Raw genomic sequence first — 19,386 nt, 5'->3', positions numbered from 1 at the left:
TTTCAAAGTTTCCTTTTTAACTTCAACCACTTGCGCTTCCGATCTCTCGTTAGCGGGAGGCGAATTCTACAGCGTTACACGCTGCTGTCAACACCGCTTTCGACCGAGAGGATCGAATCGTTAATAAGGCGAAAACTGACTGCCTTACCAACTGCTTCTGGCTTCGATGAACTGAAGCGTAACCGCTATCGAAAACTGCGTAACTCATTGAATCTCAAGGAGTTTTCCGTTTCGACTGCGCCGGAAGTGGGGCGAATTATAGACCTGTAGAATCTGCCGTCAACACTTAATTTGCATTTTCTATGAATAAGCTCAAAAGAACCCTCTAAGGGTGCTTCTACAAGACTATATAGAGGCACAGGGTGCGCCTCTATATATAGAAGGGCAGCGCTACACCACTCGCGAATGCCTCAAGGCGTCCACAGCCTCGACCCGCATCCCCAAGACACGCTGCAGAACCTCTGCAGTATGTTCGCCCAATAGAGGAGGGGCGTTACGGTACTCAACGGGGGTTTGCGAAAGACGAATCGGGCTAGCCACCTGAGGCACCATCCCAGCCAACGCGTGTGGTAGCTCCACAGCCAGGCCTCGAGCCACGACCTGTGGATCAGCAAACACCTGCGCCAGATCATTGATCGGCCCACAAGGCACCCCAGCCAGCTCCAGCTGACTCACCCACTCCACCGTAGTCTTGAACACCGTGGCCTGGCGAATCAGCGGAATCAGCACCGCCCGATTGGCTACCCGCAGCTTGTTAGTGGCAAACCGAGGATCGTCCGCCCACTGCGGCTGACCTGCCACCTCGGCAAACTTGCGAAACTGCCCGTCATTACCCACGGTGAGGATGAAGTCGCCATCCGCCGTCGGAAAATCCTGATAGGGCACTATATTAGGGTGCGCATTACCCAAGCGCTTGGGTGCGACCCCCGTGGTCAGATAGTTCATGGCCTGGTTGGCCAGGCAAGCGACCTGCACATCCAGCAATGCCATATCGATGTGCTGACCACAGCCCCCCTGATCTCGATGAGCCAGGGCCGCCAGAATCGCCACAGTGGAGTAGAGCCCGGTAAGGATGTCGGTCAAGGCCACCCCCACTTTTACCGGCCCAGCCCCCTCATCACCCTCAGGTCGCCCAGTCAGGCTCATCAGACCACCCAAGCCCTGGATCATGAAGTCATAACCCGCGCGCTTGGCATAGGGCCCGGTCTGACCAAAACCGGTGATAGAGCAATAGATCAGCCGCGGATTGACGGCCTTGAGCGACTCATAGTCCAGACCGTAAGCCGCCAGCCCACCTACCTTGAAGTTCTCGATGACGATATCCGACTTGGCAGCCAGCTCACGCACCAACTGCTGCCCCTCAGGGCGCGTGAAGTCGATGGTCACTGACTGCTTGTTACGGTTGGCCGACAGGTAATAGGCAGCCTCCGTGGTGTTCTCGCCATAGGCATCTTTAAGGAAGGGCGGCCCCCAGGCGCGTGTATCGTCACCATTACCCGGACGCTCGACCTTGATCACCTCGGCCCCCAGGTCCGCAAGGATCTGCCCGGACCACGGCCCAGCCAGTACCCGCGATAAATCCAGTACCCGCAGATGTGATAACGCGCCCATGGCCGCTCTCCTATTAATAGAACGCCTGGATACCGGTTTGTGCACGCCCGAGAATCAGCGCATGCACGTCGTGAGTACCTTCGTAGGTGTTGACCACTTCCAGGTTCACCAGGTGACGAGCAATACCGAACTCATCGGAGATCCCGTTGCCGCCCAGCATGTCACGGGCCATGCGCGCGATATCCAGGGACTTGCCGCAGGAGTTGCGCTTCATGATCGAGGTGATTTCCACCGCCGCAGTCCCTTCATCCTTCATCCGCCCCAGGCGCAGGCAGCCCTGGAGGGCGAGGGTGATTTCGGTCTGCATGTCCGCCAGCTTCTTCTGGATCAGTTGGGTTGCCGCCAGAGGACGACCGAACTGCTGGCGATCAAGGGTGTATTGACGTGCGGTGTGCCAGCAGAACTCCGCAGCCCCCAAGGCGCCCCAGGAGATGCCGTAACGCGCCGAGTTCAAGCAGGTAAAAGGTCCTTTGAGCCCACGCACATCCGGGAAGATGTTCTCTTCCGGCACGAACACGTTGTCCATGACGATTTCGCCGGTGATCGAGGCCCGTAGGCCGACCTTGCCGTGAATCGCCGGTGCACTCAGGCCCTTCCAGCCTTTCTCCAGGACAAAACCACGGATGTCGCCGGCATCATCCTTGGCCCAAACCACGAATACATCAGCAATCGGGCTGTTGGTGATCCACATCTTGCTACCAGTCAGGCTGTAGCCACCTTCCACTTTGCGTGCACGAGTAATCATCGCACCCGGGTCAGATCCATGGTTCGGCTCGGTCAGACCAAAGCAGCCAATCCATTCGCCGGACGCCAGTTTCGGCAGGTACTTCTGCTTTTGCGCCTCGGTACCAAACTCGTTGATCGGCACCATCACCAAGGACGACTGCACGCTCATCATCGAGCGGTAGCCGGAGTCCACTCGCTCCACTTCACGAGCGATCAGGCCATAGCACACATAGTTAAGGCCGCTGCCGCCGTACTGCTCAGGAATGGTAGCGCCCAACAGGCCGACTTCACCCATTTCCCGGAAGATGGCCGGGTCGGTCTTCTCATGGCGGAAAGCTTCCAGAACCCGTGGTGCCAGCTTGTCTTGAGCGAACTGCTCGGCGCTGTCGCGGACCATGCGTTCTTCTTCGGTGAGTTGCTGGTCCAGCAGAAGGGGATCGATCCAGTTGAAGCTTGCTTTACCGCCCATGAGTGAATCCTCGTGAAGTAGGTCAACTATCGTGGAACAGATCCTAGGCCTACGGCGCGCCCCCAGGCAAACGAGGATTTCGCATAGTGTTGTGCTAATTTCTCACTTCGTAATGGCCTAAACCGCCTTTTACAGCATCTATTAGTGAGATTACCGTACATGCGCAGAAAGATCCCCAGTACCACCGCCTTAATCAGCTTCGAAGCCGCGGCACGTCATGAGAGTTTTACCAAGGCAGCCCAAGAGCTTTCCCTGACCCAGGGTGCGGTCTGCCGACAGATCGCCAGCCTTGAAGAGTTCCTCGGGGTGGAACTTTTCCGGCGTTCACGACGGGGCGTCAAGCTCACTGAGGCCGGGCTGTCCTACAGCCGCCGGGTCGCCACACAACTGGACGCAGTGGAGCGCGACACACTTTCAGTGATGGGTCAGCAGGGGGCCAACGTCATCGAACTGGCGGTGGTTCCGACCTTCGGGACGCAGTGGTTATTGCCACGCCTGAAGGACTTCCAGCAGCAGCACCCCGAAGTCACGGTCAACCTGACCAACCGCACGCGCCCCTTCCTCTTTGCCGACACCCCCTTCGACGCCGCCATCTACTTTGGCGACGCCGATTGGTCGGGTACCCAGTCTCACTGGCTGATGGGCGAAAACCCGATGCCGGTGTGCAGCCCGGCAATGCTCGGCAAGCAGCAAGAGTTGAGCGCCGAGGCCATAGCCGAACTGCCCCTGCTGCAGCAGACCACGCGGCCTTATGCCTGGCGGCAATGGTTCAACTCACAGCAGCTGAATATCCCCCGCGACATGACAGGCCCGCGCTACGAGCTATTCTCCATGCTCGCCCAGGCAGCCATGCACGACATGGGTATCGCCTTGATTCCGCCCTTCCTTATCCAGCGCGAGCTGGCCGAAAAACGCTTGGTCATTGCCAACCCCCAGGCACTCTCGAGCATCAAGGCGTATTACCTGATGATTCCCGAACGCAAAGTGGAATCGGCCTCTTTACGGGCTTTTCGCGACTGGCTGGTGAACCAGGCAAACAGCTACAACCTTGAAAAATAAAGGCTCACAGCCAATAGCTGACCCCGTAGTCAAATAAATCAGAACCCTACAGATATAACTATTTGTCGCATTTTCACAGACTGTACCGACACCTTGAACAATCGTTCTACAAGCGCCTAACCACGCGGCTTGTAGGGTTTATTCAAGGGCAATGTAAGACTATTCATGTCACGGATGAGAAAAATCTTATTTTCCATAGCAAAGCCTTGAAAGGCACGGCTTACAAGGCTTTAACCTGGTACGTTGCGACATTCGGTCACGGGGTGACTTGTAGTTAATTTTCCGTCACTAGTCAGAATCCCTTGAAGGCCTCAAAGTTCGCCTGCAAAATGCCGCGCCCCGCTGTGATTTCAGCGGGATCGTGCTGATCGGCCGCCCCAGCCGCACCCTCCGAAGTGCGCTGGCCTTCTAAGAAAGATCGAAAGCAATAAGATCAAGCAGGAGATTTGACGTGCACATTGGTGTTCCTCTCGAAACCCAGACGGGTGAAACACGGGTTGCTGCAACCCCGGAAACCATCAAGAAGCTGATCGGCCAGGGTCATAAAGTCACTGTGCAAAGCGGCGCCGGCATTAACGCCAGCGTGGTCGACAGTGCCTATGAAGCGGCAGGAGCCACCATTGGCAGCGCCAACGATGCCTTTGGCGCCGAGCTGATTCTCAAGGTCGTGGCGCCCAGCGACAGCGAACTGGCGCTGATCAAGAGCGGCACCGTGCTGGTGGGCATGCTCAATCCGTTCAGCAATGAAACCATCGCCAAGCTGGCCGAGCGCGGGATCACCGCCTTCGCCCTGGAGGCCGCACCCCGCACCTCCCGGGCCCAGAGCCTGGACGTGCTGTCGTCCCAGGCCAACATCGCCGGCTACAAGGCCGTGCTGCTGGCTGCCCACTACTATCCGCGCTTCATGCCGATGCTGATGACCGCCGCCGGTACGGTGAAGGCTGCCCGGGTGCTGATTCTCGGCGCCGGTGTTGCCGGCCTGCAGGCCATCGCCACGGCCAAGCGCCTGGGTGCGGTGATCGAAGCTTCGGACGTGCGTCCGGCAGTGAAGGAGCAGATCGAATCCCTGGGCGCCAAATTCGTCGACGTGCCTTACGAGACTGACGAAGAGCGCGAGTGCGCCGTCGGTGTCGGCGGTTACGCGCGCCCCATGCCGGCCAGCTGGATGCAGCGCCAGGCTCAGGCCGTGCACGAACGCGCCAAACAGGCCGATATCGTCATCACCACCGCGCTGATTCCGGGCCGCAAGGCACCGACCCTGCTGAGCGCCGATACCGTGGCCCAGATGAAGCCCGGTTCGGTGGTCATCGACCTGGCAGCCGCTCAGGGCGGCAACTGCCCACTGACTGTGGCTGACCAGGTCGTAGTCGAGCACGGCGTGACCATCGTCGGCCCGACCAATCTGGCCGGGGCAGTGGCTGCCGACGCCTCGGCGCTGTACGCCCGCAACCTGCTGGACTTCCTGAAGCTTGTCTTCACCAAAGAAGGGCAGTTCGAAGTCAACCTCGAAGACGACATCGTCGCCGCGTGCCTGATGTGCCGCGACGGCCAAGTCATCCGCAAAAACGCCTAAGCAGGGATTCAGACGATGGAAGAGCTTATCTCCCCCGGTATCTACAACCTGATCATCTTCGTGCTGGCGATCTATGTCGGTTACCACGTGGTCTGGAACGTTACACCCGCACTGCACACCCCCCTGATGGCAGTGACCAACGCCATTTCCGCGATCGTCATCGTCGGCGCCATGCTGGCTGCCGCCCTGACCGTGACCCCGTTGGGCAAGACCATGGGCACCCTGGCCGTGGCCCTGGCTGCGGTCAATGTGTTCGGCGGCTTCCTGGTCACCCGTCGCATGCTGGAAATGTTCAAGAAGAAAGCGCCCAAAGCCGTGAAAGAAGAGGTGCAGAAATAATGAGCATGAACCTGGTAACAACCCTCTACCTGATCGCCTCGGTGTGCTTTATCCAGGCGCTCAAGGGCCTTTCGCACCCGACCACGTCCCGACGCGGCAACCTGTTCGGCATGCTGGGCATGGCCCTGGCGGTACTGACCACCATCGGCCTCATTTATAAGCTGGGCGCGGAACTGGCGACCGCCGGCATCGGCTACGTCATCGTTGGCCTGCTGATCGGTGGTACCGCCGGTTCGATCATGGCCAAGCGTGTCGAGATGACCAAGATGCCGGAACTGGTGGCCTTCATGCACAGCATGATCGGCCTGGCCGCGGTATTCATCGCCATTGCCGCCGTGGTCGAGCCTCAGTCCCTGGGCATCGTCAAGCACCTGGGCGACTCGATTCCCGCCGGTAACCGCCTGGAGCTGTTCCTTGGCGCAGCCATCGGTGCCATCACCTTCTCCGGTTCGGTGATCGCCTTCGGCAAGCTGTCGGGCAAGTACAAGTTCCGCCTGTTCCAAGGCGCACCGGTACAGTTCGCCGGGCAGCACAAGCTCAACCTGGTACTGGGCCTGGCCACCCTCGGCCTGGGCGTGACCTTCATGGTCACCGGCAACCTCGGTGCTTTTGCCCTGATGCTGGCCCTGGCCTTCGTCATGGGCGTGCTGATCATCATCCCGATCGGCGGTGCCGACATGCCAGTAGTAGTGTCGATGCTCAACAGCTACTCGGGCTGGGCGGCAGCAGGGATCGGTTTTTCCCTGAACAACTCGATGCTGATCATCGCCGGCTCGCTGGTGGGCTCCAGCGGTGCAATCCTCTCCTACATCATGTGCAAGGCGATGAACCGTTCGTTCTTCAACGTCCTGCTGGGCGGTTTCGGCAACACAGCCGATGCCGGCGGCCCGGCAGGTTCGAAGGAAGCACGCCCAGTGAAATCCGGTTCAGCCGACGATGCGACCTTCCTGCTGACCAACGCCGATACCGTGATCATTGTTCCCGGCTACGGCCTGGCGGTGGCACGCGCCCAGCACGCGCTGAAAGAGCTGACCGAGAAGCTGACCCACCGCGGCGTGACCGTGAAATACGCGATCCACCCGGTAGCGGGGCGCATGCCCGGCCACATGAACGTCTTGCTGGCCGAAGCCGAAGTGCCTTACGACCAGGTGTTCGAGATGGAAGACATCAACTCCGAGTTCGGCCAGGCCGACGTGGTGCTGGTGCTGGGCGCCAACGACGTGGTCAACCCGGCGGCGAAGAACGATCCTAAGTCGCCGATTGCCGGCATGCCGATTCTCGAAGCCTTCAAGGCCAAGACCATCATCGTCAACAAGCGCTCCATGGCCAGCGGCTATGCCGGCCTGGACAACGAACTGTTCTACCTGGACAAGACCATGATGGTCTTCGGCGACGCGAAGAAGGTCATCGAAGACATGGTCAAAGCCGTCGAATAAAGCTGCTGTAGCGCAATACCCAAAACCTCAGCCTTTAGTAGGCTGGGGTTTTTTATTTACTCCATAAAGCCGACAGAAGGCTCTAGATCAGGGCCTTTCATTCGACCTTTGTCGCGCGGTGTTTTTTTTTGAAATCACTAGACTGCGCTTCTTGCTTCCGTTGCCCGAGATAACAATCCATGTACCGTGATCGTATCCGCTTGCCTTCGTTGTTGGATAAGGTGATGAGCGCCGCTGACGCTGCCGCTCTGATTGAGGACGGCATGACCGTCGGCATGAGCGGCTTCACCCGCGCCGGTGAAGCCAAGGCCGTGCCCCATGCCCTGGCCGAACGGGCCAAGGTAACGCCACTGAAAATCAGCCTGATGACCGGCGCCAGCCTGGGCAACGACCTGGACAAGCAGCTCACCGAAGCTGGCGTGCTGGCCCGACGCATGCCGTTCCAGGTGGACAGCACCCTGCGCAAGGCGATCAACGCTGGCGAAGTGATGTTCATCGACCAACACTTGTCGGAAACCGTCGAACAACTGCGCAACCAGCAGCTCAAGCTGCCGGACATTGCAGTGATCGAAGCTGTCGCCATCACTGAACAGGGCCATATCGTGCCGACCACCTCGGTGGGCAACTCCGCCAGCTTCGCGATCTTCGCCAAGCAGGTGATCGTCGAGATCAACCTGGCGCACAACCCGAACCTGGAAGGCCTGCACGACATCTATATCCCGACTTATCGTCCAACCCGCACCCCAATCCCACTGGTGAAGGTCGACGATCGCATCGGCAGCACCGCGATTCCGATCCCAGCGGAAAAGATCGTCGCCATCGTCATCACTAATCAGTCGGATTCGCCGTCCACTGTTTCCACCCCGGACAGCGAGACCCAGGGCATCGCCAACCACCTGATCGACTTTCTCAAGCAGGAAGTGGATGCCGGGCGCATGAGCAACAAGCTCGGCCCGCTGCAGGCCGGTATCGGCAACATCGCCAACGCGGTGATGTGCGGCCTGATCGAGTCGCCATTCGAGAACCTGACCATGTACTCCGAAGTACTGCAGGACTCAACCTTCGACCTGATCGACGCCGGTAAGCTCAGCTTCGCCTCAGGTAGCTCCATCACCCTGTCGAGCCGGCGCAACGCCGACGTGTTCGGCAACCTGGAACGCTACAAGGACAAGCTGGTGCTGCGTCCGCAGGAGATCTCCAACCACCCGGAAGTGGTGCGCCGCCTGGGTATCATCGGCATCAACACCGCGCTGGAGTTCGATATCTACGGCAACGTCAACTCCACCCACGTCTGCGGCACGCGGATGATGAACGGCATCGGCGGCTCCGGCGACTTCGCCCGCAACGCACACTTGGCGATCTTCGTCACCAAGTCGATCGCCAAGGGCGGGGCGATTTCCAGCGTGGTGCCGATGGTCAGCCACGTGGACCACACCGAGCATGACGTCGACATCCTGGTGACCGAGATCGGCCTGGCGGACCTGCGCGGCCTGGCGCCGCGGGAGCGGGCCCGGGTGATCATCGACAACTGTGTGCATCCTTCCTACCGCGACGCACTGAATGACTACTTCACCAAGGCCTGCGCCTTGGGTGGTCACACGCCGCATATCCTGCGTGATGCCCTGAGCTGGCACATCAACCTGGAAGAAACCGGGAAAATGCTCGTCGAGTGATTGATACAGTTGGCAGCTGACGCAAACACAGTTTCGTCAGCTTGCCGGCCGCCCACCAGAGACCGCCAAAAACTGTACTGCTGTACCGGTATTTTCCCCGCCTAAAACCACTTGCCTCCCATCAAAAAGCACCGAAATGCACCATAAAGGTGCTGACAGGTACAGTTGCGCCTTTTCCGAACAGTACAGCCCCTATAAACAGTTAACTGGTCCTTCACAATACAGGTGAACTGTATCTACAGAGTCTTGCGCGGGAAGAGGATCATGGGCACCAGTTAAACCACTACCTGATCCCGCCACAAGCGGAAGGATGTCAACCATGGAACGTACACTCAGTTCCGAACTGTTCTTCGAAGACAAAGCTGAAAAAACCCAGGCTTCCCTGCCTCTGCGCGTTATCGCCAACCTGATGCTGTGGCAGCGCCGCATCTCCAGCCGCCATCAACTGGCTCGCCTGGATTCGCGTCTGCTGGCCGATGCCGGGATCAGCGAAGCACAACGCTACGAAGAGCTGAGCAAGCCGTTCTGGCGCTAACTCAGCGTCGCTGGCCCTGACCCACCGGGTCCACCGCCAGCACCCCGAATTGCAAACAACAAGACCCGTCGCGGGAAACCGCGACGGGTCTTGTCGTTCTGGCCGCGGAAAACGCGCTACACAGCTGAAATACAGCCCGCTTCATCGGGACAGGTACAGTTTTATAAAATATAACAATTAACCAGTACAATTTAGCTCGAGTGTATCTGTATCACCGCATCGAACCGCCGCACCATGAGGTTGCAGCCAGCTCATCGCTCGGCTGCTCATGGAGGCAAGCATCATGCACTCGTCCCCTGGCACCAACCTTCACTGCACGCCCTTCAAGCGCTGGCTCACGGCGCTCGCCAACACACGGGAGCGGGCCCGCACCCGTCACTTGCTGGCACAAATGGATGAACGACAACTCTCGGACAGCGGCATCAGCCACAGCGATCGGGCAGCGGAACTGCACAAACCCTTTTGGCGCTGAGGCCTGCCGCAACGCTGTGCGAATGGGGCCGCTGAGCCTAATATCTGAGGCGACGTGGCGATTTTCATTCGAACTGCGTCAGAGCAATCAGACACAGCACCTCGCAGTGGCTGCCCGGCGTCTCACTCAGCGCCCTTAAATTGTCTGTTCATTCACAGGAGTTACCCATGTCCCGTCTCCGCCTGCTCAGCGCCGCCGCCCTGCTGGCCCTGGCTGCCAATGCCCACGCCACCAGCCTGATCGTGACCACCGACGCCATTGTCGGCGCGCTCAAGGCCACCACCGACGCCACCTCCGATGCCACTTCTTCCCTGCGTGACAACAAGATTGTCCGTGCCGCCCGGGATGATGCCGCCAGTTTCGTCGCCACCGACGGCGCCATTCGCGGGGTAAAACTGGAAAGCGCATTTGCCCACATTCGCCAGCAAGCGCCTCAGTTGCAGGCCTCTGATGCACAGCTGGCCCAGGCCATCCTGGCAATCTGAAGCGTCTCGGTTTCAGGTGCCCCGGCGCACCTGAAACCCTCTGCGCTGGTCCTCCAAGGGGCATTGCGCTAGCCTTGGCGCTGGTTTTCAGCTGTCGAGACTCTTGGGTTTGTTCCGTATTTCGCTTTCCGCTCCCGTATTGATCGCCGCCTGTTGGGCCGGTTCGGTGCAGGCATTCGACCTCACCACCCAAAGCCTGGTTGTCACCGTCTACGCGACAGGCCAGGTGACCTCGGCGCCCTTCGACCATAAACTGCTGCTTGCTGCCCAGGATGACGCCGCTGCCTTCGTGGCAACCGACGGCCAACTGCGCGGCGCCCGCCTGGAGTCTGCGCTGGAATACCTGCGCCAGGACCCGGCAAAACTTCATGCCAGCGACCTTGAACTGGCGCAGGCAATTCTCGTCCAATAACCATCCCTGTTCTTCCGGAGTCGTTCCATGCGTAGCCCGCTGATTGCCGCCACCCTTGGCCTGCTGTTGTTGGCCGACGTGGCCCAGGCACACACCCTGGTGGCCACCAGTAACATCATCGTCCGCGCCTCCGGCCGCACGATCGATTTCACCTCGGACACCACCACTTCGATCCGTGACTCCAAAGTCGTGCGCGAAGCCCACGACGATGCCGCCAGCTTCGTCGCCAGCAACGGTGATATCCGCGGCGCGCAACTTGAAGCGGCGTTCAATGCCCTGCGCACGCAGCTGCCAGAAGCCCGCGACGCCAGCGACCAGGTGCTTGCCGAAGCCATCCTGGCCCTGTGAAACCACTCCTAGCCTGGCTGCTGGCCGGGACCCTGGCGCTGCTCTGCGGCACCGCCCAGGCCGACCTGCAACTGCGCCTCAAGGCCGATGGCTTGAGCCCGGCGCAGCAACACGCCAGCCAGGCGCTGCTGGATGAAGCGATGCAGGCGTTGCCGCCGCGTTTCATCCAGCAACTGGATCGCACCATTGATGTCGGCTGGACCGACCGAATGCCCGACAACGCCTATGGCGAGGCATCCCTGGTGTCGGAACTGGACCTCAACCGCGCCTTGCTGCCCAGCCTGACCGACGGCTCCGCCGCCACCCAGAAGACCAGCCGCCCCCATGGCACCGTGCGACGGGAAATGCTCGCCACGGTACTCCATGAACTGACCCACATTTATGATCGCGCGCGTTTGTGGCCCGGAGCCGAGCGCAGCCTGATCCAGCGCTGCACCCGCAAGAACAGCACCTCCGGGCTGATCGGCCTGCCGGATGAGTGTCGCGGCCAGAATGACCGGCGCTTCACCCTCAGCGATGATCCACGGCTGCTGGATCTGGCCGGTTGGCCGCAATACGTCGGCCGCCGTGGCGAACGCGAACAGCACAACCGTCAGGTCGCCCGCAGCCCGGACATCTACGAGATCACCAACCCGAAGGAATTCGTCGCGGTGAACATGGAGTACTTCCTTCTCGATCCGAGCTACGCCTGCCGCCGCCCGGCGCTGTACCGCTATTACCAGGAACATTTCGGCTGGGCGCCGGCCGCCAAGGACAGCTGCGCCAAGTCCTTCGCCTTCCTCAACGCCGGCAACGACTTCGCCAAGACGCCCCTGGGGCAGGTGGACCCGGAGCGGGTCTACGCGGTGGACTACCTGCTGGCCGAAGCCAACCAGAACTGGGTCAGCCGCTGGGGCCACAGCATGCTGCGCCTGGTGATCTGCGCCCCGGGCCGCCCCCGCGGGCCGGATTGCCGGCTGGACCTGGACCAGCACCTGGTGCTGTCCTACCGCGCCTTTGTCGGTGACGTGCAGCTCTCCAGCTGGGACGGCCTGGTGGGCAAGTACCCTTCGCGGCTGTTTGTCCTGCCGCTGTCCCAGGTGATCGACGAGTACACCAAGACCGAGCTGCGCAGCCTGGCCTCGGTACCGTTGAAGCTGTCACGCAGCGAGATCGAGGAAGTGGTGGAGCACGCCGCCGAGATGCATTGGAGCTACGACGGCAACTACTACTTCCTGTCCAACAACTGCGCAGTGGAAAGCCTCAAGCTGCTGCGCAGCGGCAGCAACAACAAGCAACTGATCGGCCTCGACAGCATCATGCCCAACGGCTTGCTGGAGGTGCTCAAGGGCAGGGGGCTGGCGGACACCAGCGTGCTCGACGATCCGCGCGAGGCGCTGCGCCTGGGGTATCGCTTCGACTCCTTCCGCGACCGCTACCAGGCGATGTTCGAGGTGATCAAGAAGCGCCTGCCGATCAAGCAGGCCAGCGTCGAAGACTGGCTGTCGCTGAGCGCCGAGGAACGCCGGCACTGGTTCGACCAGGCCGACCTGCGCACCAGCGCCGCCTTGCTGCTGCTGGAGCAGGCCAGTTATCGCCGGCAACTGCTGCTGGCTCAGGACGAGGTCAAGCAGCGCTACCTGGGGGCTCGCGAGCTGAAAAATGGTGGTATGGAGCAGGCCAACAAGACCCTGCAGCAGATCCTCGCCAACAGCGGCTTCCTCAGCCGCCCGGCAGAATTGCTGGGCAGCGGCGGCTACGGCCTGCCTCAGCCCGCTGAATGGCAACGCCTGGAGTCCGAGAGCAGCCAGCGGCAGAAGCAACTGCAATCCTTGACCGGTGACCTGGACAAGGAAGTGCGAGCCCTGCTGGAACCGGCCCGAGCGGCGGAAATCGCCGCCAACGAGGCCAACCTGAAGCTGGTGGGCGAGCATCTGCGGACGCTGCACAAGGCGGCAGGCGGCCTGGAGCTGCCGTAGCGCTGCCGAGCCCGCGAGGCTGCGAGGCTGCGAAAAGAACCGAAGGGCCTTGCTGGGCGGCCTTGAGAGCCTCGCGACCGCTGCGCGCTCGTGCGCAGCCTGCGGCAGCGGCTACAGGGTTTCCTGCGGTTCTTGCGGCAGGTGCTCGTCCAGATGCACCCAGGGCAGGCGGCTGTCGGTCCAGATATGCCGGTCTGCAGGCGCCAGTTCCGGGTGATCCAGGGTGGCGATGGTGACATCGATGCTGTCTGGGCTCAGGTGGGTGATCAGCGCCAAATGAGCACCACAGTTGCCGCAGAAATAGCGCGCACAACTTCCAGATGAGTCGTACCGGGCGGGAACGCCTTCCAGCCATTCGAAAGCCGAGGCGGGCAGGGTGATCCAGGTGGTCACCAGACCGCCACTGACCCGGCGGCAGATCGAGCAATGGCAGTGGGCGATGTCCCGCAACGGGCCGCTGAACTGGTAACGCAGCCGCCCGCAGTGGCAGCCTCCGGTGTGCAACTCTCTCATGTGCATGTCTCCCTGGCGCCGATAGCCATCACTTTATGCCGCTGGTCGCCTGCTGCAACATCCGTTCGTTCCTTTCAGCGACGAAAGCTGGCTGAAAGCTTCCCCCATTAGGATCGCCTCCACTACCGGCAACAGACCGGTTGGCCACAGCGGGCGTTTCTCGCGCTCCCGGCCCTATTAACAACAACAATGGTGATTCTGATGTCCGCTCCTACCCGCCTGTTCGCTGCAACTCCTCCCGTACGCCTCGTGCTTGCCGTTCTGCGCTGATCCCACCCGGTTCGCCATTCCCTAGCCGCGCTACGCCTGGAGTAATCCCATGCTGACTTTCCTTGGCTTTGCCATGGTCATCACCTTCATGTTCCTGATCATGACCAAGCGCCTGTCGGCGCTGATCGCCCTGATCATCGTGCCCATCCTGTTCGCGCTGTTCGGCGGGTTCGCGCCGAAGATCGGCCCGATGATGCTCGAAGGCATCACCAAGCTCGCGCCCACCGGCGTGATGCTGATGTTCGCCATTCTGTATTTCGCCCTGATGATCGACTCCGGCCTGTTCGACCCGGCCGTGCGCAAGATCCTCAAGCTGGTCAAGGGCGACCCGCTGAAGGTCTCGGTGGGCACTGCGGTACTGGCCCTGGTGGTGTCCCTGGACGGTGACGGCGCCACCACCTACATGATCTGCGTGGCCGCCATGCTGCCGCTGTACAGCCGCATCGGCATGAGCCCGCGAATCATGGCCGGCCTGATCATCCTCGCCGGCGGGGTGATGAACATGACCCCCTGGGGCGGCCCGACCGCCCGCGCGGCCAGCGCCCTGCACGTGGACCCGTCGGACATCTTCGTGCCCATGATCCCGGCCATGCTGGCCGGCGTGGTGGCGATCCTGGCGATCGCCTACATGTACGGCAAGCGGGAAAGGGCGCGCCTGGGTGAACTGCACCTGGCGGGCGACGAGATCGACCACAGCGAGATCAGCGTGTCGCAGTACCCCGACGCTCGTCGTCCCAAGCTGATCTGGTTCAACGGCGCCCTGACCTTCGCCCTGATGTGCGCGCTGATCGCCGGGCTGCTGCCGTTGCCGGTGCTGTTCATGGTGGCCTTCAGTATCGCCATGATCGTCAACTATCCCTGCCTGCAGCAGCAGAAGGATAGGGTCGCGGCCCACGCCGGCAGCGTGCTGGCGGTGGTCGGGCTGATCTTCGCGGCGGGCATCTTCACCGGCATCCTGTCCGGCACCGGCATGGTGGATGCCATGTCCAAGAGCCTGCTGGCGGTGATCCCGGAAGCCCTGGGGCCGTACCTGGCGGTGATTACCGCGCTGGTGAGCATGCCGTTCACCTTCTTCATGTCCAACGATGCCTTCTACTACGGCGTGCTGCCGGTGCTGGCCGAAGCCGCCAGCCACTACGGCATCACCGCGGTGGAAATGGCCCGTGCGTCGATCGTCGGCCAACCCGTGCACTTGCTCAGCCCGCTGGTACCCTCGACCTACCTGTTGGTGGCCCTGGCCGGTATCGAGTTCGGCGATCACCAGCGCTTCACCCTCAAGTGGGCAGTGCTGGTCTGCCTGTGCATAATGTTCGCCGCTTTGCTGATGGGGATTTTTCCGCTGTTCAGCACTCTATAAAAGCAATGCTTCTGCGCCCGGGCCGGCCTCACGGCCCGGGCTATAACACTCGCTCAAAGGAATACACATGGAATGGCTGACCAACCCGGAAATCTGGGTTGCCTTCTTTACCCTGACTGCCCTGGAGATCGTCCTGGGCATCGACAACATCATCATGATCTCGATCCTGGTCAGCCGCATGCCCAAGCACATGCAGGCGCGCACGCGAATCTTCGGTCTGGCGCTGGCGATGGTCACGCGCATTCTGTTGCTGCTGTCGATCACCTGGGTCATGCGCCTCACGGCCGACCTGTTCGTGGTCTTCGGCCAGGGCATTTCCGGGCGTGACCTGATCCTGTTCTTCGGTGGCCTGTTCCTGCTGTGGAAAAGCTCCCAGGAGATGTACCACGCCCTGGAAGGCGAGGACGAAACCATTGATGAGCCCAAGGGCAAGGGCGGCAACTTCCTCTACACCATCATCCAGATCGCCATTATCGACATCGTCTTCTCCCTGGACTCGGTAATCACCGCCGTGGGCATGGTTTCCCATGTGCCGGTCATGGTGGCGGCCATCATCGTCGCGGTGCTGGTGATGATGCTGGCGGCCGGGACCATCAGCGAATTCATCGACAAGCACCCGTCGCTGAAAATGCTCGCGCTGTCCTTCCTGCTGGTGGTGGGTACGGTCCTGATCGCCGAAGCCTTCGAAGTGCACGTGCCAAAAGGCTACGTCTACTTCGCCATGGCCTTCTCCCTGGCGGTGGAAGCCATCAACATCAAGATGCGCACCGCCATCGCGAAAAAGAAAAAACAGCAGGACCCGGTGAAACTGCGCAAGGACGTTCCTGGTCAATAATCCGGGAATGCGCTGAATGGAAAAGGGGCTCTCGGGCCCCTTTTCTGCGTCTGCAGGAAGCTGTTTTCATGACAGTTTTGTTTCAATCGCCGGTTTGGCTATGCGATGCTGGCGCCTCGTGCGTTAGCCAACTACAGCTTAAGTACATAACGTAGAACGTCGCGCAACAACGTCCACTCGCCCCGCTTGGGGCACTTCACCCCAGGGGGGGCCTCTATGCTGACCCTGCTCAATCTGCTTTCCGCCGTGGCCCTGCTGATCTGGGGTACGCATATCGTCCGTACCGGCATCCTGCGGGTCTACGGCTCCAACCTGCGCCACGTGATCGGCCAGAACATGGCCAGGCGGCCACTGGCGTTCATTGCCGGGATCCTGGTCACGGCCATGGTCCAGAGCAGCAACGCCACGGCGATGCTGGTGACGTCCTTTGTCGGCCAGGGCCTGATGGCGCTGACCCCGGCGCTGGCCACCATGCTCGGCGCCGACGTCGGTACCGCGCTGATGGCCCGGGTACTGACCTTCGACCTGTCCTGGCTGTCGCCGCTGCTGATCTTCCTCGGGGTGATCTTCTTTCTCTCGCGCAAGCAGACCCGCGCCGGCCAGCTGGGCCGGGTCGGCATCGGCCTGGGGCTGATCATCCTGGCCCTGCAACTGATCGTCGAAGCCGCGGCCCCCATCACCCATGCCCAGGGCGTGAAGGTCCTGTTCGCCTCGCTGACCGGCGATATTCTCCTGGATGCGCTGATGGGTGCGGTGTTCGCCATGGTGTCCTATTCCAGCCTGGCGGCGGTGCTGCTCACCGCGACCCTGGCCGGCGCCGGGGTCATCAGCCTGCCGGTGGCCATCGGCCTGGTGATCGGCGCCAACATCGGCAGCGGGGTACTGGCCTTCCTCAGCACCAGCATGCAGAACGCCGCCGGGCGCCAGGTCGCGCTGGGCAGCCTGCTGTACAAGCTCATCGGCCTGCTGCTGATCATCCCGGTGCTCGACCCACTGGCCCACTGGATGGACAGCCTGGACTTCAGCCCCCAGGAAGTGGTGATCGGCTTCCACCTGCTGTACAACACCGCCCGCTGCCTGTTGCTGCTGCCCACTGTCGGCCCCATGGCCCGGCTCTGCGCCTGGCTGCTGCCGGAGCGCCCCCAGGAAAACGGCCGCGCTCGCCCGCGGCACCTGGACCCTACCGCCCTGGCCACGCCGAGCCTGGCCCTGGCCAACGCCGCCCGCGAAACCCTGCGCATCGGTGACCTGATCGACAGCATGCTGGAGGCGATGCGCGACGCGCTGCAGGGCAAGCAGACCGCCATCACCCAGGAACTGCGCGCCCTCAGCGACGACGTCGAAGCGCTGTACAGCGCCATCAAGCTGTACCTGGCGCAGATGCCCCGGGAAGACCTCAGCGACCAGGACAGCCGGCGCTGGGCCGAAATCATCGAACTGGCGTTCAACCTCAAGCTGGCCAGCGATCTGATCGAGCGAATGCTGCGCAAGGTCCAGCAGCAGAAGACCTCCCAGCGCCGCTCCTTCTCCGAGGTTGGCCTGGAAGAGTTGACTGGGCTGCACGCGCAACTGATCGCCAACCTGCGCCTGGGGCTCTCGGTGTTCCTGAGCGCCGACCCCGAAAGCGCGCGCCAGCTGCTGCGGGAAAAACGCCGTTTCCGCGCCCAGGAGCGGCGCCTGGCCCACGCCCACGTCAGCCGCCTGCAACGCAAGATCGTCCAGAGCATCGAGACCAGTTCCCTGCACCTGGAGCTGATCGCCGACATGAAGCGCCTCAACTCCCTGTTCTGCAGCAGTGCCTACGTGGTTCTGGAAACCTCGGACACCGGCGCGCTGGAGGTCGAAGAGATGGCTGACATCACTCATTCACCCTGAACGTCCACAGTCCCACGAAGTCTGTAGAACTTACGCACGCCGTAAGGAAGCTTGTTATGCGTTGTCTGTTATTCGCCTGCCTGTTGCTGGGCAGTGCACAAGGATGGGCTTTGGATCGTTTCCAGGTCGAAGGCTACACCCTGCCCAATGGCCTGCAACTGCTGCTCAAGCCCGGCAGCGAACGCGGCCACGTGGCGATCCGCCTGGTGGTGGGAGTGGGCCTGGACGACTTCGCCTGTGCCGACAAGGAGTTGCCGCACCTGCTGGAACACCTGCTGTTCAGCGGCGTGGATGACAGCGGGGAAGGCGGCCTGGAAGAACGCATGCAGGCCCTGGGCGGCGAATGGAATGCCTACACCAGCAATGCCGACACCACCTTCGTCATCGAGGCCCCGGCGCGCAACCAGCGCAAGGTCCTGGACCTCTTGCTGTCGCTGCTGACCCATACCCGCCTGGACGACAACGCCGTGGCCGCGGCCAAGCAAGTGGTGGAACGCGAAGGCGGGGGTCACTATTCGCACCTGCAACGCTGGCTCGACCGCCAGGACCTGGGACACAAGGCAGGCAACCAGCTGGCGGTGGAACTGGGGCTCAAATGCGCCGAACGCGCCGAGGTCGGGAACCTGACCCTGGCCCAGCTGGAGCAGGTACGCAAGGACTGGTACGCCCCCAACAACATGACCCTGATCGTGGTGGGCGAGCTCGATCGCCTGCTGCCGGCCTACCTGGAGCGCACCTACGGTGCCCTGGAGCCGGTGGAACCCAGCGAACACCCCGACCTGCCGCAGATCCAGGGCACCGCCGCCCCTGAGCGCACCCTGGTCCATGGCTGGGTAGGGCAGAGCGCGCAACTGCACTGGCTGTTTCCCGAGCCCGTGCTGGACCAGCAGCACGACGAGACCTTCGACCTGCTCAAGGACTACCTGGACTGGGCGCTGTATCGCCAACTGCGTCTTGAGCACGAATTGTCCTACGGCCCCTGGAGTGATCGGGAAGTCTTCGGTGGCGTGGGCTTTCTCAGCCTCAATGCCGACCTTGAGCGCGACGACCTGCCCCAAGCCCGGCAAGTGGTAGAGCAGCTCAAGGCACGGCTGCTCAAGGACGGCCTCGACCCGGCCACCTACGCCCGCCTGAAACAGGCTGCCATCGATCGCCAGGCCTGGGCCGTGCAGGGCAACAGCGCCCTGGCGGACTATTACTGGAGCGCCCTCGGGGACTTCGACAACGGCCGCTTCAGCGACCCGGCCAAGCGCCTGAAAGCAGTGAGCCTGGAACAGGCCAACCTGGCCCTGCGCCAGCTGCTGCAGCAGCCGGGCTACCTGCGCATCGAACAACCGCTGCTCAGTGACGAACAACTGCTCTGGCTGATCGGCGGCCTGCTGTCCCTGGTCCTGCTCGGCAGCTTCGGCGTCTACCTGCTGCGCCGCCGGGCCCGCTGAC

At 61.6% G+C, this 19,386-nt stretch carries 19 protein-coding genes; 16 read left to right on the top strand and 3 right to left on the bottom strand.

Translation table 11 applies throughout. From position 1 onward, the window contains the following. On the top strand, positions 1 to 270 hold a 270-nt coding region (locus M2395_RS26860; protein WP_221182192.1), incomplete at its 5' end, for a hypothetical protein. A 120-nt stretch (positions 271 to 390) separates the two neighbouring features. Here the strand turns inward: M2395_RS26860 and M2395_RS26855 are convergent. Together M2395_RS26855 and M2395_RS26850 are read right to left on the bottom strand one after the other, a co-directional pair. Continuing rightward, entirely contained in the window at positions 391 to 1,611 is a 1,221-nt protein-coding gene (locus M2395_RS26855; protein ID WP_123431169.1) for a CaiB/BaiF CoA-transferase family protein, read from the bottom strand. A 13-nt stretch (positions 1,612 to 1,624) separates the two neighbouring features. Then, positions 1,625 to 2,806 (bottom strand): acyl-CoA dehydrogenase, encoded by a 1,182-nt coding sequence (locus M2395_RS26850; RefSeq protein WP_077933165.1) that lies wholly within the window; start codon positions 2,804 to 2,806, stop codon positions 1,625 to 1,627. Between the two features lie 159 nt (positions 2,807 to 2,965). On the opposite strand from M2395_RS26850, the gene M2395_RS26845 reads away from it, so the two are divergent. The 11 genes from M2395_RS26845 (at position 2,966) to M2395_RS26795 (ending at position 13,096) form a co-directional block, all read left to right on the top strand. Next, the gene (locus M2395_RS26845) at positions 2,966 to 3,865 is read left to right on the top strand and encodes a LysR family transcriptional regulator (RefSeq protein ID WP_019095631.1); all 900 of its coding nucleotides are present in this window, start codon (positions 2,966 to 2,968) and stop codon (positions 3,863 to 3,865) included. A 451-nt stretch (positions 3,866 to 4,316) separates the two neighbouring features. Continuing rightward, on the top strand, positions 4,317 to 5,438 hold the full coding sequence (locus M2395_RS26840) for a Re/Si-specific NAD(P)(+) transhydrogenase subunit alpha (RefSeq protein WP_041115030.1): 1,122 nt from the start codon (positions 4,317 to 4,319) through the stop codon (positions 5,436 to 5,438). 15 nt (positions 5,439 to 5,453) lie between these two features. After that, positions 5,454 to 5,777 carry an NAD(P) transhydrogenase subunit alpha gene (locus M2395_RS26835; RefSeq protein WP_005783507.1) on the top strand — a complete coding sequence of 108 codons (324 nt, stop codon included), beginning with the start codon at positions 5,454 to 5,456 and terminating at the stop codon, positions 5,775 to 5,777. Next, on the top strand, positions 5,777 to 7,213 hold the full coding sequence (locus tag M2395_RS26830) for an NAD(P)(+) transhydrogenase (Re/Si-specific) subunit beta (RefSeq protein WP_041115026.1): 1,437 nt from the start codon (positions 5,777 to 5,779) through the stop codon (positions 7,211 to 7,213). The genes M2395_RS26835 and M2395_RS26830 overlap by 1 nt, the downstream gene beginning before the upstream one ends. A 179-nt stretch (positions 7,214 to 7,392) precedes the next feature. Next, positions 7,393 to 8,886 (top strand): acetyl-CoA hydrolase/transferase family protein, encoded by a 1,494-nt coding sequence (locus tag M2395_RS26825; protein ID WP_077933163.1) that lies wholly within the window; start codon positions 7,393 to 7,395, stop codon positions 8,884 to 8,886. 319 nt (positions 8,887 to 9,205) lie between these two features. Continuing rightward, the gene (locus M2395_RS26820; RefSeq protein WP_011058498.1) at positions 9,206 to 9,421 is read left to right on the top strand and encodes a DUF1127 domain-containing protein; all 216 of its coding nucleotides are present in this window, start codon (positions 9,206 to 9,208) and stop codon (positions 9,419 to 9,421) included. A gap of 268 nt (positions 9,422 to 9,689) precedes the next feature. Beyond that, positions 9,690 to 9,893, top strand: a complete 204-nt coding sequence (locus M2395_RS26815) for a DUF1127 domain-containing protein (protein WP_077933162.1) — start codon at positions 9,690 to 9,692, stop codon at positions 9,891 to 9,893. Between the two features lie 167 nt (positions 9,894 to 10,060). Then, entirely contained in the window at positions 10,061 to 10,378 is a 318-nt protein-coding gene (locus M2395_RS26810; protein ID WP_011058497.1) for a DUF2388 domain-containing protein, read from the top strand. 103 nt (positions 10,379 to 10,481) lie between these two features. Further along, the gene (locus M2395_RS26805) at positions 10,482 to 10,790 is read left to right on the top strand and encodes a DUF2388 domain-containing protein (protein ID WP_011058496.1); all 309 of its coding nucleotides are present in this window, start codon (positions 10,482 to 10,484) and stop codon (positions 10,788 to 10,790) included. Positions 10,791 to 10,817: 27 nt separating this feature from the next. Next, entirely contained in the window at positions 10,818 to 11,138 is a 321-nt protein-coding gene (locus M2395_RS26800) for a DUF2388 domain-containing protein (protein WP_011058495.1), read from the top strand. Then, positions 11,135 to 13,096 carry a DUF4105 domain-containing protein gene (locus tag M2395_RS26795; RefSeq protein WP_077933161.1) on the top strand — a complete coding sequence of 654 codons (1,962 nt, stop codon included), beginning with the start codon at positions 11,135 to 11,137 and terminating at the stop codon, positions 13,094 to 13,096. Before M2395_RS26800 ends, M2395_RS26795 begins: the two co-directional genes overlap by 4 nt. 111 nt (positions 13,097 to 13,207) lie before the next feature. Here M2395_RS26795 and M2395_RS26790 read toward each other — a convergent pair whose 3' ends face one another. Next, complete coding sequence (locus M2395_RS26790) at positions 13,208 to 13,609, bottom strand: GFA family protein (RefSeq protein ID WP_019095626.1); 402 nt, start codon at positions 13,607 to 13,609, stop codon at positions 13,208 to 13,210. Positions 13,610 to 13,928: 319 nt separating this feature from the next. Here M2395_RS26790 and M2395_RS26785 point away from each other — a divergent pair, with 319 nt between their 5' ends. The 4 genes from M2395_RS26785 (at position 13,929) to M2395_RS26770 (ending at position 19,385) form a co-directional block, all read left to right on the top strand. Next, a complete protein-coding gene (locus M2395_RS26785) occupies positions 13,929 to 15,236 on the top strand; it encodes a CitMHS family transporter (RefSeq protein WP_015633664.1) in 1,308 nt (435 codons plus the stop codon). 67 nt (positions 15,237 to 15,303) lie between these two features. After that, a complete protein-coding gene (locus M2395_RS26780) occupies positions 15,304 to 16,071 on the top strand; it encodes a TerC family protein (RefSeq protein ID WP_011058491.1) in 768 nt (255 codons plus the stop codon). A gap of 216 nt (positions 16,072 to 16,287) precedes the next feature. Continuing rightward, positions 16,288 to 17,946, top strand: coding sequence for a Na/Pi cotransporter family protein (locus M2395_RS26775; RefSeq protein WP_011058490.1), 1,659 nt, complete (start codon positions 16,288 to 16,290; stop codon positions 17,944 to 17,946). Positions 17,947 to 18,002: 56 nt separating this feature from the next. Beyond that, complete coding sequence (locus M2395_RS26770; protein ID WP_123431168.1) at positions 18,003 to 19,385, top strand: pitrilysin family protein; 1,383 nt, start codon at positions 18,003 to 18,005, stop codon at positions 19,383 to 19,385. Position 19,386: the final 1 nt, after the last annotated feature.

It is taken from the genome of Pseudomonas sp. BIGb0176, from assembly GCF_024810175.1.
Classification (GTDB): domain Bacteria; phylum Pseudomonadota; class Gammaproteobacteria; order Pseudomonadales; family Pseudomonadaceae; genus Aquipseudomonas; species Aquipseudomonas protegens.
The sequence above is the reverse complement of the archived record's forward strand: the minus strand, read 5'-3'. Positions and strand labels throughout refer to the sequence as shown.

Coding starts and splice junctions, on each gene's coding strand:
- M2395_RS26820 (WP_011058498.1), top strand. CDS start 9,206: ATGGAACGTACACTCAGTTCCGAACTGTTCTTCGAAGACAAAGCTGAA.
- M2395_RS26845 (WP_019095631.1), top strand. CDS start 2,966: ATGCGCAGAAAGATCCCCAGTACCACCGCCTTAATCAGCTTCGAAGCC.
- M2395_RS26855 (WP_123431169.1), bottom strand. CDS start 1,611: ATGGGCGCGTTATCACATCTGCGGGTACTGGATTTATCGCGGGTACTG.
- M2395_RS26815 (WP_077933162.1), top strand. CDS start 9,690: ATGGAGGCAAGCATCATGCACTCGTCCCCTGGCACCAACCTTCACTGC.
- M2395_RS26850 (WP_077933165.1), bottom strand. CDS start 2,806: ATGGGCGGTAAAGCAAGCTTCAACTGGATCGATCCCCTTCTGCTGGAC.
- M2395_RS26775 (WP_011058490.1), top strand. CDS start 16,288: ATGCTGACCCTGCTCAATCTGCTTTCCGCCGTGGCCCTGCTGATCTGG.
- M2395_RS26790 (WP_019095626.1), bottom strand. CDS start 13,609: ATGAGAGAGTTGCACACCGGAGGCTGCCACTGCGGGCGGCTGCGTTAC.
- M2395_RS26810 (WP_011058497.1), top strand. CDS start 10,061: ATGTCCCGTCTCCGCCTGCTCAGCGCCGCCGCCCTGCTGGCCCTGGCT.
- M2395_RS26785 (WP_015633664.1), top strand. CDS start 13,929: ATGCTGACTTTCCTTGGCTTTGCCATGGTCATCACCTTCATGTTCCTG.
- M2395_RS26800 (WP_011058495.1), top strand. CDS start 10,818: ATGCGTAGCCCGCTGATTGCCGCCACCCTTGGCCTGCTGTTGTTGGCC.
- M2395_RS26835 (WP_005783507.1), top strand. CDS start 5,454: ATGGAAGAGCTTATCTCCCCCGGTATCTACAACCTGATCATCTTCGTG.
- M2395_RS26780 (WP_011058491.1), top strand. CDS start 15,304: ATGGAATGGCTGACCAACCCGGAAATCTGGGTTGCCTTCTTTACCCTG.
- M2395_RS26830 (WP_041115026.1), top strand. CDS start 5,777: ATGAGCATGAACCTGGTAACAACCCTCTACCTGATCGCCTCGGTGTGC.
- M2395_RS26770 (WP_123431168.1), top strand. CDS start 18,003: ATGCGTTGTCTGTTATTCGCCTGCCTGTTGCTGGGCAGTGCACAAGGA.
- M2395_RS26825 (WP_077933163.1), top strand. CDS start 7,393: ATGTACCGTGATCGTATCCGCTTGCCTTCGTTGTTGGATAAGGTGATG.